The following is a 14,281-nucleotide window of genomic DNA, read 5'->3' as shown; positions in this document are numbered from 1 at the left end:
CTTTTGCTGTAACGCTATCATGGTTAATGCGTTTTCGCACCGTGCCTGTGGCTATCATTATCTTAAAAAAAAAACCCGCCGCCTTTCGGCAACGGGTTTTTGCTCGAACCTTAAACGATAGCGGCGAAATTACGCCTGCTGGTTCATCAGTTCGTTGAAGGAAGTGGCTTTTTCAGACACTTTGGCTTTCGCCAGCACGGCTTCAACAGCCTGCTCTTCCAGCGCCACGTTGCGCATGTTGTCCATCAGCTCTTTGTTCTTGCTGTAGAACTCAACGACTTCAGACGGATCTTCGTACGCAGAAGCCATCTCTTCGATCAGGGCTTTTACGCGCTCTTCGTCAGCTTTCAGCTCGTTGGTGCGGATCACTTCGCCCAGCAGCAGACCAACAACGACGCGACGTTTAGCCTGCTCTTCGAACAGCTCGCGCGGCAGTTCCAGAGCCTGTTTCTCGTTGCCGCCGAAACGCTGAGCAGCCTGACGACGCAGCACGTCGATTTCGCTGTCGATCAGGGCAGCCGGAACGTCGATCTCGTTGGCTTTAACCAGACCTTCGATAGCCTGAGACTTCACGCGGTTACGCACAGCGCCTTTCAGCTCGCGTTCCATATTTTTACGCACTTCAGCGCGCAGGCCAGCGACGGAACCATCTTCCACGCCGAAACGTTTGATGAACTCTTCGGTCAGCTCAGGCAGTTCACGCTCTTCGACTTTCTTCAGGTTGATAACGAACTTAGCCGCTTTACCTTTCAGGTTTTCTGCGTGGTACTCTTCCGGGAAGGTCACGTCGATGGTGAACTCTTCACCCGCTTTGTGGCCTTTGATACCGTCTTCGAAGCCCGGGATCATGCGACCCTGGCCCATCGCCAGTACGAAGTCAGAGGCTTTGCCGCCTTCGAACTCTTCGCCGTCAACAGAACCGGTGAAGTCGATGGTTACGCGATCTTCAGCGTCAACCGCGCCTTCTTTTTCTTTCCAGGTCGCCTGCTGCTTGCGCAGAGTTTCCAGCATGGTATCAACGTCAGCGTCGGTGACTTCAACAACCGGTTTTTCAACTTCGATCGCGTCCAGACCCTGCAGTTCAACTTCCGGATACACTTCGAACTCTACCGCGTAGGTGAAGTCTTCGCCCAGTTTGTATTCGCCCGGAACGTAGTTCGGCGCGCCGGCCGGATTGATTTTTTCTTTGATGATCGCGTCAACGAAATGACGGCTCATCAGGTCGCCCAGCACGTCCTGGCGAACGGAAGCGCCATAGCGCTGAGCAACAATATTCATCGGCACTTTGCCTTTACGGAAGCCGTCAATGCGAACTTTTTTCGCTACGTTGACCAGCTCGCTTTTGACAGCATTCTCGATGCTGTCAGCGGCGATAGTAATCGTTACACGGCGCCCAAGGCCCTGAGTGGTTTCAACTGAAACTTGCATCTTGTTACCTCAAAAAAATCACAGTGCTCGGTCAACTCTGGAAGCGCGTGTAGGTGGCTTCGCAGAACCGGGATGCCCTCTTCAAATCAGAAACACATTCCCTGTCGTCAGAATCATCCCGAAGACATTCATATATAAGACGCGGCATTATAGCGGCATCACTTTTGTGAGTCGAGAACGGTTGTCGCCTGGTGCTGCGGCATTTTTCACATTTCCCGCTCAAATTTGCCCGCAAAAGCGCTGACTTTGCGCATTTTCCAGGCAAAACAAAACGGCCCGTAGGCCGTTTTTGCTAAATCTGCAAGCAACATACTGGAAAAGCGCCAGCGGTTGCAAATGGGATTTCTAAGCGATACTCCCTGCGCCGCGGCACGGCGGCGAAGCAAATACCGTATCCTGTAATGCTTCCCATTCTTTAATCGTGTAGGTGTGCAGCGCCAGGGCATGCACCGTATTCGACAGCTCCTCGGTTAGCGTGCCGTAGATCATACGGTGGCGATTGAGGAAACGCTCGCCAGTGAAGCGATCGCTCACTAACACCACTTTAAAATGACTTTCAGAGCCCGCAGGGACGTTGTGACGATAACTTTCATCCACGACTTCGAGATACATCGGGTCGAACGCTGCTCTAAGTTTTGCTTCGATCTGTTCACGTATCATCATGAATTTTCTCCTCCGACAACGCTGAGATGCCGCCACTCCATTTAAATGTTAGCCGCTTTTACCGCTTCCATTAGGAGAAAACAACAAAAAATTAGCATTGTTCTGATATTTTCATTCAAAAGTATCACGTTTACTGGCTCTGGTCGCCAGATCCGTCGGGGAACGAGCCATTAACCGTGGCGGGACGCTCAGAAAACCGCCAGCACGATGGATTTACACGCGTTGCCACTTCCCCTTGCCGTTGGCAATGCTATGATGGCGGTAATTTTCCTTATAACAACACCATGCGTTGAGACCTGAACATGCTTAAGAAGATTCTTTTCCCGTTGGTCGCCATGTTTATGCTGGCAGGATGCGCCACGCCGCCGACCACCATTGAAGTATCGCCGAAAATCACGCTGCCGCAGCAGGATCCAAGCCTGATGGGCGTGACCGTCAGCATCAACGGCGCCGATCAGCGTCCGGACCAGGCGCTGGCGAAAGTGACGCGTGACAATCAGCTGGTCACTCTCACCGCCTCCCGCGATCTGCGCTTCCTGCTGCAGGAAGTGCTGGAGAAACAGATGACGTCTCGCGGCTACATGATTGGCCCGAACGGCGCGGTCGATCTGCAGATCATCGTCAACAAACTCTATGCTGACGTCTCTCAGGGTAACGTGCGCTATAACATCGCCACCAAAGCCGATATCGCCATCATCGCCACCGCGGCAAACGGCACAAAAATGACCAAAAACTACCGCGCCAGCTACTCCGTTGAAGGCGCCTTCCAGGCCTCGAACAAAAACATCGCTGATGCCGTCAACAGCGTCCTGACCGATACCATCGCCGATATGGCGCAGGACACCAGCATCCACGATTTCATCAAGCAAAACGCGCGTTAATGCTATCGCGAACCCGGCCTCCGCCGGGTTCGTGCTTTATGCTATGTCCAGTCATTACTTACGCATTTTTCAGCAGCCGAAATCAGCCATTTTGCTGATCCTTGGCTTCGCCTCCGGTCTGCCGCTGGCTCTCACCTCCGGTACCCTGCAGGCCTGGATGACGGTGGAAAATATCGATCTGAAAACGATCGGTTTTTTCTCGCTCGTCGGCCAGGCCTATGTCTTTAAATTCCTCTGGTCCCCGCTGATGGACCGCTACACGCCGCCGTTTCTTGGGCGTCGTCGCGGTTGGCTGTTGACCACCCAGGTATTACTCCTGCTGGCGATCGCGACGATGGGCTTTCTTGAGCCGGTCACCCAATTACGCTGGATGGCGGCGCTGGCGGTGGTGATCGCCTTCTGCTCGGCGTCGCAGGATATTGTGTTCGACGCCTGGAAAACCGACGTGTTGCCAGCAGAAGAGCGTGGCGCCGGCGCCGCGATCAGCGTGCTGGGCTATCGCCTGGGGATGCTGGTCTCCGGTGGACTGGCCCTGTGGCTTGCCGACCGCTATCTCGGCTGGCAGGGGATGTACTGGCTGATGGCGGCGCTGCTGGTGCCCTGCATTATCGCCACGCTGCTGGCGCCCGAACCGAGCGACGTTATCCCGGTTCCCAGATCGCTCGAGCAGGCGGTAGCCGAACCGCTGCGCGATTTTTTCGGCCGCAACAACGCCTGGCTGATTCTGCTGCTCATCGTCCTTTATAAGCTTGGCGATGCGTTTGCCATGAGCCTGACCACCACCTTCCTGATCCGCGGCGTGGGATTTGACGCTGGCGAAGTGGGAATGGTGAACAAAACCTTAGGCCTGTTCGCCACCATTCTCGGCGCCCTGTACGGCGGCGTCCTGATGCAGCGGCTGACGCTGTTTCGGGCACTGCTCATTTTCGGTTTGCTGCAGGGGGTCTCTAACGCCGGCTACTGGCTGCTGTCGATTACCGATAAGCACCTCTATTCCATGGCGACCGCAGTATTCTTTGAAAACCTGTGCGGGGGAATGGGGACGGCGGCATTTGTCGCGCTGCTGATGACGCTATGTAATAAGTCGTTCTCCGCCACCCAGTTCGCGCTGCTCTCGGCGCTCTCTGCGGTCGGTCGCGTATACGTTGGGCCGATTGCCGGCTGGTTTGTCGAGGCTCACGGCTGGTCGACCTTCTATCTCTTCTCTGTCGTTGCGGCGGTGCCGGGGATTGCCCTATTGCTGCTGTGCCGGCAAACGCTTGAGCATACCCAACGCACCGCAAGCTTTATGCCGCGTAGCGAGTTCCCGCAGGCCTATGCGCTGGCACTGGGGATCCTGACACTGGGCTGCCTGCTGCTCGCGGTGTGGCTGGCGCTGCTGATCCTCAACGCGCTGGATTATACGTCGTTCTCCTTCCTGTCCGGCCTGCTGGAGGTTGCCGCGCTCACCGCCGTCGGCGGGATTTTGTTCGGCGGCCTGCTTGACTATCTGGCGCTGCGTAAAACCCGCCTGATTTAAGGATCCAGCATCATTATTAGCCGTTGTAATTACGAAACGTAATTATAACGGCTTATTAACGCTTTTATATTGTCCGCCGCGCTATTTGTTGTTTTGTGCGTTTTTGATTTCTGGAAATTATTGACAGTTTTCGTTCGATTCTTTAAATAATTTAACCGATTCAGCTCCGGGGATTTTATTTTTCGTTTTCACAATGTCTTTTATTTGATAATTAAATGTTAAACAATTGTTCTAATTTGTGGGTGGTTATGCCCATTAGCCGCTAAGCACTCCTTTTCTTATCCCTTTCGTTATCAATCCCGCGAAAATCAGGCTTTGCAAGCGATTAAGTAACACTACGTTACATATGTGACAAACCAAGCAGAAGCCGCTAACACAGAACTGACAGAGATCCAATCATGTTTACAGTAATGCAACCTTACCGTAAAATGCCCATACACTTTAAACGCCACCAGATCCCGTGGAATTGAGGTCGTTCAATGAGACTCAGGAAATACAATAAAAGTTTGGGATGGATGTCATTAATCGCAGGTACTGTATTACTCAGTGGTTGTGATTCTGCACTCCTTGACCCAAAAGGACAGATTGGACTGGAGCAACGCTCTTTGATTCTGACGGCCTTCGGCCTGATGATGATTGTCGTTATTCCCGCCGTCTTGATGGCAGTAGGATTTGCCTGGAAGTATCGCGCGAGCAATAAAGATGCGAAGTATAGCCCGAACTGGTCACACTCCAACAAAGTGGAAGCTGTGGTCTGGACGGTACCTATTCTGATCATCCTGTTCCTGGCCGTTCTGACCTGGAAAACCACTCACGCACTGGAGCCAAGCAAACCGCTTGTCCATGACGAGAAGCCAATCACCATCGAAGTCGTATCGATGGACTGGAAATGGTTCTTTATCTATCCGGAACAGGGTATTGCTACCGTTAACGAAATCGCCTTCCCGGCGAACGTACCGGTACACTTCAAAGTGACCTCTAACTCGGTGATGAACTCGTTCTTTATTCCGCGCTTAGGTAGCCAGATTTATGCAATGGCCGGTATGCAGACTCAGCTGCACCTCATTGCTGACGAAGCTGGTACTTATGACGGTATCTCCGCTAGCTACAGTGGCCCGGGCTTCTCAGGTATGAAGTTCAAAGCGATTGCCACCCCGGATCGGGCGACATTCGATCAGTGGGTTGCAAAAGCCAAACAGTCTCCGAACTCCATGGACTCCATGGCCGCGTTCGAGAAAGTGGCTGTGCCTAGCGAATACAACAAAGTGGAATATTTCTCTAACGTGAAACCGGATCTGTTCAAAGATGTTGTGAACAAATTCATGTCTCACGAGAGCATGAACATGTCTAAACCTGAAGGCGAGCACGCTGCTCACGACGGGATGGAAGGCATGGACATGAGCCACGCGGAAACCGCTCACTAAGGGGCCGAGGAAGAAAACGATGTTCGGAAAACTTACACTGGATGCAGTGCCCTACCACGAACCTATTATCGTGGTAACGGTGGCTGCGATTATCATTGGGGGACTGGCGCTTCTGGCAGCCATCACTTACTTCGGTAAGTGGTCCTACCTATGGAACGAGTGGCTGACTTCTGTCGACCACAAACGTCTCGGTATCATGTACGTTATCGTGGCAATCGTCATGCTGCTGCGTGGCTTTGCTGACGCCATCATGATGCGTAGCCAGCAGGTGCTGGCTTCGGCCGGGGAAGCCGGCTTCCTGCCGCCTCATCACTACGATCAGATCTTTACCGCCCACGGCGTCATCATGATCTTCTTCGTGGCGATGCCGTTTGTTATCGGTCTGATGAACCTGGTGGTTCCGCTTCAGCTCGGCGCGCGCGACGTAGCCTTCCCGTTCCTCAACAACCTGAGCTTCTGGTTCACCGTTGTGGGCGTGATTCTGGTTAACCTGTCTCTGGGCGTTGGTGAGTTCGCGCAGACCGGTTGGCTGGCCTATCCGCCGCTGTCGGGAATTGAGTACAGTCCTGGCGTAGGGGTTGATTACTGGATTTGGGCGCTGCAGCTCTCCGGTATCGGTACTACCCTGACCGGTATTAACTTCTTCGTGACCATTATCAAGATGCGCGCCCCGGGCATGACCATGTTCAAGATGCCAGTATTCTCCTGGGCATCTCTGTGCGCTAACATCCTGATTATCGCCTCGTTCCCAATTCTGACCGTCACCATCGCGCTGCTGACCCTGGATCGTTACCTGGGCACCCATTTCTTTACCAACGATATGGGTGGCAACATGATGATGTACATCAACCTGATTTGGGCCTGGGGTCACCCGGAAGTGTACATCCTGGTTCTGCCGGTGTTCGGGGTCTTCTCCGAAATCGCCGCGACCTTCTCGCGTAAGCGTCTGTTCGGTTACACCTCTCTGGTATGGGCAACCGTCTGTATTACCGTTCTGTCGTTCATCGTTTGGCTGCACCACTTCTTCACCATGGGTGCTGGCGCGAACGTAAACGCCTTCTTCGGTATTACTACCATGATTATCGCGATCCCGACCGGGGTTAAGATCTTCAACTGGCTGTTCACCATGTATCAGGGTCGCATCGTCTTCAACTCGGCGATGATGTGGACTATCGGCTTTATCGTGACCTTCTCCGTAGGTGGGATGACCGGCGTGCTGCTGGCGGTACCGGGCGCGGACTTCGTTCTGCACAACAGCCTGTTCCTGATTGCGCACTTCCATAACGTTATCATCGGCGGCGTAGTGTTCGGTTGCTTCGCAGGTCTGACCTACTGGTGGCCGAAAGCCTTTGGCTTCACCCTGAACGAAACCTGGGGCAAACGCGCTTTCTGGTTCTGGATCATCGGCTTCTTCGTGGCGTTTATGCCGCTGTACGTGCTGGGCTTCATGGGTATGACCCGTCGTCTGAGCCAGCAGATCGATCCGCAGTTCCACCCGATGCTGGTTATTGCAGCTTGCGGTGCGGCGCTGATCGCCTGCGGTATTCTGTGCCAGCTGATTCAGTTCTACGTGTCTATTCGCGACCGCGATCAGAACCGTGACCTGACCGGTGACCCGTGGGGTGGCCGTACGCTGGAGTGGGCAACCTCTTCTCCACCGCCGTTCTACAACTTCGCTATCGTTCCTCAGGTTCACGAACGTGATGCCTTCTGGGAAATGAAAGAGAAAGGTGAAGCGTACAAACAGCCTGCTCACTATGAAGAAATTCATATGCCGAAAAACAGCGGCGCCGGCATCGTGATTGCCGCCTTCGCTACGGTATTTGGTTTCGCCATGATCTGGCATATCTGGTGGATGGCGATCGCCAGCTTCATCGGCATCGTAGCGACCTGGATTATTAAGAGCTTTGACGAGGACGTGGATTACTACGTACCGGTTGCAGAAGTCGAAAAACTGGAAAAACAGCATTTCGATGAGATTAACAAAGCAGGGCTGAAAAATGGCAACTGATACTCTTGCGCATACTGCCCACGCGCATGAACACGGGCACCATGATACAGGACCGATGAAGGTATTCGGTTTCTGGATCTACCTGATGAGCGACTGCATTATCTTCGCTACGCTGTTTGCTACCTATGCCGTTCTGGTGAACGGCACGGCCGGCGGACCGACGGGCAAAGATATTTTTGAACTGCCGTTCGTTCTGGTTGAAACCGCACTGCTGCTGTTCAGCTCCATCACCTACGGCATGGCGGCTATCGCCATGTACAAAAACAACAAAAGCCAGGTGGTTTCCTGGCTGGCGTTGACCTGGTTGTTTGGCGCCGGATTCATCGGGATGGAAATCTATGAATTCCATCACCTGATCATGGAAGGCTTTGGTCCGGATCGTAGTGGCTTCCTGTCCGCGTTCTTCGCGCTGGTCGGCACCCACGGTCTGCACGTGACCTCCGGTCTTATCTGGATGGCGGTGCTGATGTTCCAGGTTTCACGTCGTGGCCTGACCAGCACTAACCGCACGCGTATCCTGTGCCTGAGCCTGTTCTGGCACTTCCTGGACGTCGTGTGGATCTGCGTGTTCTCGGTTGTCTATCTGATGGGGGCGATGTAATGAGTCATTCTACCGATCATAGCGGCGCTTCTCACGGCAGCGTGAAGAGCTACATGACAGGATTTATCCTGTCCATCATCCTGACGGTCATTCCGTTCGCCATGGTGATGAGTGGCTCCGCCTCGCATGCGGTTATCCTTGGCACCATTCTGGTGACCGCTGTGGTGCAGATCGTGGTACACCTCGTGTACTTCCTGCATATGAACAGCAAGTCCGATGAAGGTTGGAACCTGACCGCATTTATCTTCACCGTAATCATCATTGCGATCGTGGTTGTCGGCTCCATCTGGATTATGTGGAACCTGAACTACAACATGATGATGCACTAAGAGCGGCGAGTATGTTTAAGCAATACCTGCAAGTAACGAAACCAGGCATTATTTTTGGCAACCTGATCTCCGTGATCGGCGGTTTCCTGCTGGCCTCCAAAGGCCACATCGACTATCCGCTGTTCGTCTGGACGCTCCTTGGAGTATCCCTGGTGGTCGCCTCGGGTTGTGTATTCAACAACTACATCGACCGGGACATCGATCGTAAGATGGAACGGACGAAAAACCGGGTGCTGGTCAAAGGGCTGATCTCGCCAGAAGCTTCGCTGGTGTACGCCACCTTGCTGGGTATTGCTGGCTTCATGCTGCTGTGGTTCGGCGCTAACCCGCTGGCCTGCTGGCTGGGGGTGATGGGGTTCGTGGTTTATGTCGGCGTCTACAGCCTGTACATGAAACGCCACTCCGTCTACGGCACGCTGATTGGCTCACTCTCCGGCGCTGCGCCGCCGGTGATTGGCTACTGCGCGGTCACCGGTGATTTCGACAGCGGTGCGGCGATCCTGCTGGCTATCTTTAGCCTGTGGCAGATGCCTCACTCCTACGCCATCGCGATTTTCCGCTTTAAGGATTATCAGGCGGCGAATATTCCGGTGCTGCCGGTGGTGAAAGGCATTTCGGTCGCCAAAAACCATATTACGCTGTACATCGTCGCCTTTGCCGTGGCAACCCTGATGCTCTCGCTGGGCGGCTACGCCGGGTATAAATACCTGGTCGTGGCGGCAGCGGTCAGCGTCTGGTGGCTGGGCATGGCGCTGCGTGGCTATAAAGTGGCCGATGATAAAGTCTGGGCGCGTAAGCTGTTCGTCTTTTCTATCGTCGCCATCACCGCGCTGTCCGTGATGATGTCCGTTGACTTTATGGTGCCGGATTCACATAGTCTGCTGGCTTACGTGAGATAATTACGCACTCCCGTACGATCTAAAGCCCCGTATTTACGGGGCTTTTTCTTTCCTGTTTCATCATCGCTTTCTTTCTCATTTCATACTTCCCTCCCCTCCCCCGTCGCTTTCCCGCTATCTTTCATATCAAAAAATGAGGAAAAATTGAGCCAGTACGCATCGGGCATCACTCGCGCCGCACGGTCCTGCAATGCTACCTTTCGCCGGGGCTCTTGCCCCTTTGGGAAATAATCACTACAAGGAATTGCAATGAAAGAGTTAACACTGAACGAAATGGAGTATATCTCCGGTGGCTTTAATCTGTTCGGCGCAGCCAGCAGCTTCGCCAGCTTTGTCGCCAACTCTGGCGTCGGCTTCACCTCTTTTGTTCTGACCTCCGGCACCGCATTTGCCTCCTTCGTCGGCGACAGCGCGATGGCGTTTGGTTCCTTCCTGACCGGACAGTCAAACTGGGAAACCTTTGTGACCGCCGGAAAGGAAAACTGGGGAAGCTTTGTTAACACCGCCGGCAACAGCTGGAATACTTTCGTGAATAACGCGGCCAGCGACTGGAACACCTTTCTGACCAAAGCGTCGGCCTAAGCGACGTCTATCTTAGGGCAGCGCCACTGGCTGCCCTGTTTAACCCACCAGCATCGCCTGCGCGCTGTAGAGCAGATCGAGGTGATCGCGGCATAACGCTTCCAGCGAAGTGCGCGATTGATGACTGGTCAGACTCAGCGCCCCCCACCAGGTCCCTTCCCTGTCGGTTAACGGCACCGCCAGCACCAGCATGCCAATCTCAAACTCCTGCTCAATGGTGGCGTATCCCTGGCGCCGTACCTGGGCGATTTTCTCCATCAGCGACGCGATATCGGTCACCGTATAGGGGGTACGTTGTTCCCGGGTTATGCGCTGCAGGACGGTCTCACACTCTGCTTCCGGCAGCGAAGCCAGCCACAGTCGCCCCCCGGCGGTACAGAAAATGGGCACCCGCTCCCCAAGCCGCACCGACGTAGAGTTGAACGGCGTATGCCGACTGCGGGCGATATAGACCAGTTCATCTTCATCCACCACCCCCACCGAGGCGTGCTCTTCGGTCCGGCTGGCGATGTATTCGACAATCGGCCGTACCATGCGAGGAAACTGCGCCGAATCGACATAGGCCTGGCCAAGCCGCAGCGTCTTTGGGGTAAGCCAGTAATAGCGCCCGTCGGTTTGCAGATAGCGCTCATGCAGGAGCGTCAGCAGAAAACGTCGCGCGGCGCTTTGCGTCAGGCCGCTCATTTTCGCCGTCTGGGCGACGGTGAGCTTTGGGCATGTTTTGGAAAAAAGCTGAATTAGCGCCAGCCCTTTTTGTAAACCGACGATCAGATCGCGTGGATGAATGGTGTTTTGCATATTCGCTCACATTTTTGCAACATCATTATCGATTTCCTGCGATTATCGCAGCGTTCGTGCGATTAACAACCGACATGTCCGAATTCTGCGTTGTCGCTCCCAGCTTCCACTGAAATACTTTCACAACATTCATTTAACAAATGAGGTTTGAAATGGTCAGTGGAACTACCCAGGTTGTCGCCGTGATTGGTCATCCGATCGCCCAGGTGAAATCACCGGATAACTTCAACCGCTACTTTGCCGAACAGCACATGGACAGCGTCATGATCCCGGTGGATATCGCCCCGGACGCGGTGGCCGCCTACCTCAACGCCCTGCGCGGCTGGCAGAACATGACCGGCGTGCTGGTGACGGTGCCGCATAAACAACGCGCCGCCGCGCTGGTCGACGACCTCACGCCGCGCGCCCGCCGACTCAACGCCGTCAATGTGATCCGCAAGCTGGCGGATGGCCGCCTGCAGGGCGATATGCTGGACGGCGTCGGCTTTCAGCTCGCCGCCGAGGCGCAGGGTTTTCAGCCGGCAGGTAAGCAGGCGCTGCTCTCCGGTTGCGGCGGCGTCGGCAGCGCCATCGCCTGGGGACTGTGCGAGGCGGGGATCCGTCGGCTGGCCCTGCACGATCAAACCCCGGCCACCCGGCAGCGCCTGCATGACCTTCTGGCTGAGGCCTTTCCGACGGTGCAACTGAGCGCGCTGCCAGACACCCTTTACGGCCTCGATCTCCTGGTTAATGGTTCACCGGCCGGCATGGCCGGATTTGATGAGCTGCCTCTACCGCAGGCGCTGCTGGATACGCTCGACAGCACCACTCATGTGGCCGACGTTGTCACCGCCCCGGTGATGACGCCGTTGCTCACTTTCGCCGCCGCACGTGGTTGCAAAGTACAGACCGGGCCGGAAATGGCGCTGGCGCAGATGAGGCTGATGGGCCAGTTTATCGGCGCCATCCCGCAGGCGCAGGGAGCGGCGGCATGAAGAGCTGGGATGTGATCGTCATCGGCAGCGGCGCGGCCGGTTTTGCCGCCGCGGTCACCGCCTGCTGTAACGGGCTGTCGGTGCTGATGCTGGAGAAAGCCGGCCAGTTCGGCGGCACCTCGGCCATCTCCGGCGGCGCCGTGTGGCTGCACGATACCGACCAGGCGCGCGCCGAGGGCAAAAGCGGTAGCGCCGAGGCGATGAAAACCTACCTGCGAACCATTATCGGCGAGGGCCAGTACCGCGAAGATCTTGCCGAAGCGTTTGTCAGCGCCGGGCGGGAAGCGCTGGCCTTTCTCGAGCGTGAGGGGGCAGTAAAGTACAGCCTGCGTCCGCTCTCGCCCGATTACTATCCGGATGAACCCGGCGCAGTCGACGTCGGTCGTGCGCTGGAGGTGGTGGAGTATGACGGTCGTGAACTGGGGGACGCGTTTCGCGACCTGCGTTCACCGCCGCCGGGGATGCTGCTGTTTGGCGGGATGATGGTCAACCGCGTCGATATTCAACATTTTCTCGACATGCGCCGCTCGCTGCGCTCCCTGGCCCATTGCACCCGGCTGCTGCTGCGCTACGCCCGCGACCGGGTGAAGTACCCTCGCGGCACCCGCCTGGCGATGGGCAATGCGCTGATAGCCCGCATGGCGACTACGGCGCTGCGTAAAGGCATGAGCCTGCGGCTGAATGTCAATGTTCTGACGCTGTACGAAGCGCAAGGCGCGGTCCGCGGGGTGGAGATTGAGTATCAGGGGCAAAGAGAGACGCTGCACGCCCGACGCGGGGTGGTGCTGGCCGCAGGCGGCTTTGCCGCGGGCGCGCTGGCGGCGCGCTATCGGCCGCACACCCGCGAGCATTTCACCATGTCGCCGCCGGCCAACGATGGCGCCGCGCTGCGTCTCGCGGCGGCGCTTAACGCTCGCGAGGGAGCCGATCGGCCATCCAATTATTTCTGGGCGCCGGTATCGGTGCTGACCCGGGCCGACGGCAGCGAGGAGCGCTTCCCCCATCTGGTAACCGATCGCGCAAAACCGGGCGTGATTGCCGTCAATCAGCGGGCGGTACGCTTCGTCAACGAGTCCAGCTCCTATCACCATTTCGCCAGCGCAATGCAGGATGCAGCGGAAAATGCCCCCTGTTTTTTACTCTGCGACGCCCAGGCGATGAAGCGTTATGGCCTCGGGCTGGCACGCCCGGCGCCGGTCAATAATGACGCCCTGGTCGCCGCCGGCTATCTGCACAAAGCCGATACCCTGGCCGCGCTGGCGCAACAGCTTGGTCTGGATGCCCAAACCCTGAGCGAGACGGTAGCCCGCTACAACCGCGACGCCGCGCAGGGCGTGGATCGGGAATTTGCTAAAGGCGGCAACAGCTATAACCGGGCGATGGGCGATCCGGGCCATCAGCCTGACGCCTGTAATGCCCCCCTGCTCAGCGCGCCGTTCTATGCCATCAAACTTTATACCGGCGATCTGGGGACCTCACGGGGCCTGGTCACCACCGCCGATGCCCAGGTCGTCAATACCGAAGGACACCCCATCCCGGGGCTGTACGCGGTGGGAAACGACATGGATTCGCTGATGGCCGGCACCTATCCGAGCCCCGGCATCACCCTCGGCCCGGGGCTGACGTTTGGCTATCTCGCCGCCTGCCATCTGGCACAACACTCCACCCACTAATCAGGAAAACATCATGATCTACGAAAAACGCACGTACACCATCAATCCGCTGAAAATGGCCGACTGGCTGGCGCTATACCAAAGCGATGCCCTGGCGGTGCAAACCGACCATCTCGGCCAGCTAATCGGCTTCTTTTTTACCGAGATCGGCGTGGTCAATCAGGTAGTGCACATCTGGGCTTATGAAAGCCTGGACGATCGTCTGGTGCGCCGCGCGCGGATGGCCCAGGACGAACGCTGGCAGACCTTCTCGCGTAAAAATCGCGAACTGGCCGCCGTGGAACGCCTCGAGTCGGTGCTGATGCGCCCCACCGCTTTTTCACCTCTGCAGTAAGGAGTCCAACATGAGCGGGCCTGTGAAGGTGGATGTGCTGGTGGTCGGCTCCGGCGCCGCGGGGCTCTCTGCCGCGGTGACTGCTGCGATGCACGGCGCCAGCGTCATGGTGGCGGAGAAAGCGTCAGTGCTCGGCGGAACCAGCGCCTGGTCCGGCGGCTGGCT

General features: G+C 56.2%; 15 protein-coding genes. 12 read left to right on the top strand and 3 right to left on the bottom strand.

The features are described 5' to 3' along the window. Nucleotides 1-129 precede the first annotated feature (129 nt). Together tig and bolA are read right to left on the bottom strand one after the other, a co-directional pair. A complete protein-coding gene (tig, locus tag HMPREF1024_RS19750; protein ID WP_004147333.1) occupies nt 130-1,428 on the bottom strand; it encodes a trigger factor in 1,299 nt (432 codons plus the stop codon). Between the two features lie 345 nt (nt 1,429-1,773). Continuing rightward, a complete protein-coding gene (gene bolA / locus HMPREF1024_RS19755; protein ID WP_002891649.1) occupies nt 1,774-2,091 on the bottom strand; it encodes a transcriptional regulator BolA in 318 nt (105 codons plus the stop codon). 302 nt (nt 2,092-2,393) lie between these two features. On the opposite strand from bolA, the gene HMPREF1024_RS19760 reads away from it, so the two are divergent. The 8 genes from HMPREF1024_RS19760 (at nt 2,394) to HMPREF1024_RS19795 (ending at nt 10,337) form a co-directional block, all read left to right on the top strand. After that, nucleotides 2,394-2,972 (top strand): lipoprotein, encoded by a 579-nt coding sequence (locus HMPREF1024_RS19760; protein WP_002891647.1) that lies wholly within the window; start codon nt 2,394-2,396, stop codon nt 2,970-2,972. A 43-nt stretch (nt 2,973-3,015) separates the two neighbouring features. Further along, on the top strand, nt 3,016-4,491 hold the full coding sequence (gene ampG, locus HMPREF1024_RS19765) for a muropeptide MFS transporter AmpG (RefSeq protein ID WP_004144673.1): 1,476 nt from the start codon (nt 3,016-3,018) through the stop codon (nt 4,489-4,491). Between the two features lie 479 nt (nt 4,492-4,970). Next, a complete protein-coding gene (gene cyoA, locus HMPREF1024_RS19770; protein ID WP_002891641.1) occupies nt 4,971-5,915 on the top strand; it encodes a cytochrome o ubiquinol oxidase subunit II in 945 nt (314 codons plus the stop codon). Between the two features lie 19 nt (nt 5,916-5,934). Further along, nucleotides 5,935-7,926 (top strand): cytochrome o ubiquinol oxidase subunit I, encoded by a 1,992-nt coding sequence (gene cyoB / locus HMPREF1024_RS19775; RefSeq protein ID WP_002891638.1) that lies wholly within the window; start codon nt 5,935-5,937, stop codon nt 7,924-7,926. Then, nucleotides 7,916-8,527: a cytochrome o ubiquinol oxidase subunit III gene (locus HMPREF1024_RS19780; RefSeq protein ID WP_002891635.1), complete on the top strand. Its 612-nt coding sequence runs from the start codon at nt 7,916-7,918 to the stop codon at nt 8,525-8,527. Before cyoB ends, HMPREF1024_RS19780 begins: the two co-directional genes overlap by 11 nt. Next, the gene (locus HMPREF1024_RS19785) at nt 8,527-8,856 is read left to right on the top strand and encodes a cytochrome o ubiquinol oxidase subunit IV (RefSeq protein WP_002891634.1); all 330 of its coding nucleotides are present in this window, start codon (nt 8,527-8,529) and stop codon (nt 8,854-8,856) included. The genes HMPREF1024_RS19780 and HMPREF1024_RS19785 overlap by 1 nt, the downstream gene beginning before the upstream one ends. 11 nt (nt 8,857-8,867) lie before the next feature. Next, entirely contained in the window at nt 8,868-9,755 is an 888-nt protein-coding gene (cyoE, locus tag HMPREF1024_RS19790; RefSeq protein ID WP_002891629.1) for a heme o synthase, read from the top strand. Between the two features lie 249 nt (nt 9,756-10,004). Continuing rightward, on the top strand, nt 10,005-10,337 hold the full coding sequence (locus HMPREF1024_RS19795) for a hypothetical protein (RefSeq protein WP_002891626.1): 333 nt from the start codon (nt 10,005-10,007) through the stop codon (nt 10,335-10,337). A gap of 39 nt (nt 10,338-10,376) precedes the next feature. On the opposite strand, the gene HMPREF1024_RS19800 is transcribed toward HMPREF1024_RS19795, so the two are convergent. Next, nucleotides 10,377-11,135 (bottom strand): IclR family transcriptional regulator C-terminal domain-containing protein, encoded by a 759-nt coding sequence (locus HMPREF1024_RS19800; protein WP_002891624.1) that lies wholly within the window; start codon nt 11,133-11,135, stop codon nt 10,377-10,379. Nucleotides 11,136-11,287: 152 nt separating this feature from the next. On the opposite strand from HMPREF1024_RS19800, the gene HMPREF1024_RS19805 reads away from it, so the two are divergent. The 4 genes from HMPREF1024_RS19805 to HMPREF1024_RS28405 all read left to right on the top strand — a co-directional run. Next, entirely contained in the window at nt 11,288-12,109 is an 822-nt protein-coding gene (locus HMPREF1024_RS19805) for a shikimate dehydrogenase (protein WP_009307941.1), read from the top strand. Next, complete coding sequence (locus tag HMPREF1024_RS19810) at nt 12,106-13,782, top strand: FAD-dependent oxidoreductase (protein WP_009307940.1); 1,677 nt, start codon at nt 12,106-12,108, stop codon at nt 13,780-13,782. The genes HMPREF1024_RS19805 and HMPREF1024_RS19810 overlap by 4 nt, the downstream gene beginning before the upstream one ends. Before the next feature lie 13 nt (nt 13,783-13,795). Next, a complete protein-coding gene (locus HMPREF1024_RS19815) occupies nt 13,796-14,116 on the top strand; it encodes an NIPSNAP family protein (protein WP_002891541.1) in 321 nt (106 codons plus the stop codon). A gap of 10 nt (nt 14,117-14,126) precedes the next feature. Then, nucleotides 14,127-14,281 (top strand): FAD-dependent oxidoreductase (locus HMPREF1024_RS28405; protein WP_009307939.1); only part of this gene is annotated, 155 nt, incomplete at its 3' end.

It is taken from the genome of Klebsiella sp. 4_1_44FAA (assembly GCF_000238715.1).
Classification (GTDB): domain Bacteria; phylum Pseudomonadota; class Gammaproteobacteria; order Enterobacterales; family Enterobacteriaceae; genus Klebsiella; species Klebsiella pneumoniae.
Note: the sequence above shows the minus strand (reverse complement) of the source record. Positions and strands in the feature narration are given on the sequence as shown.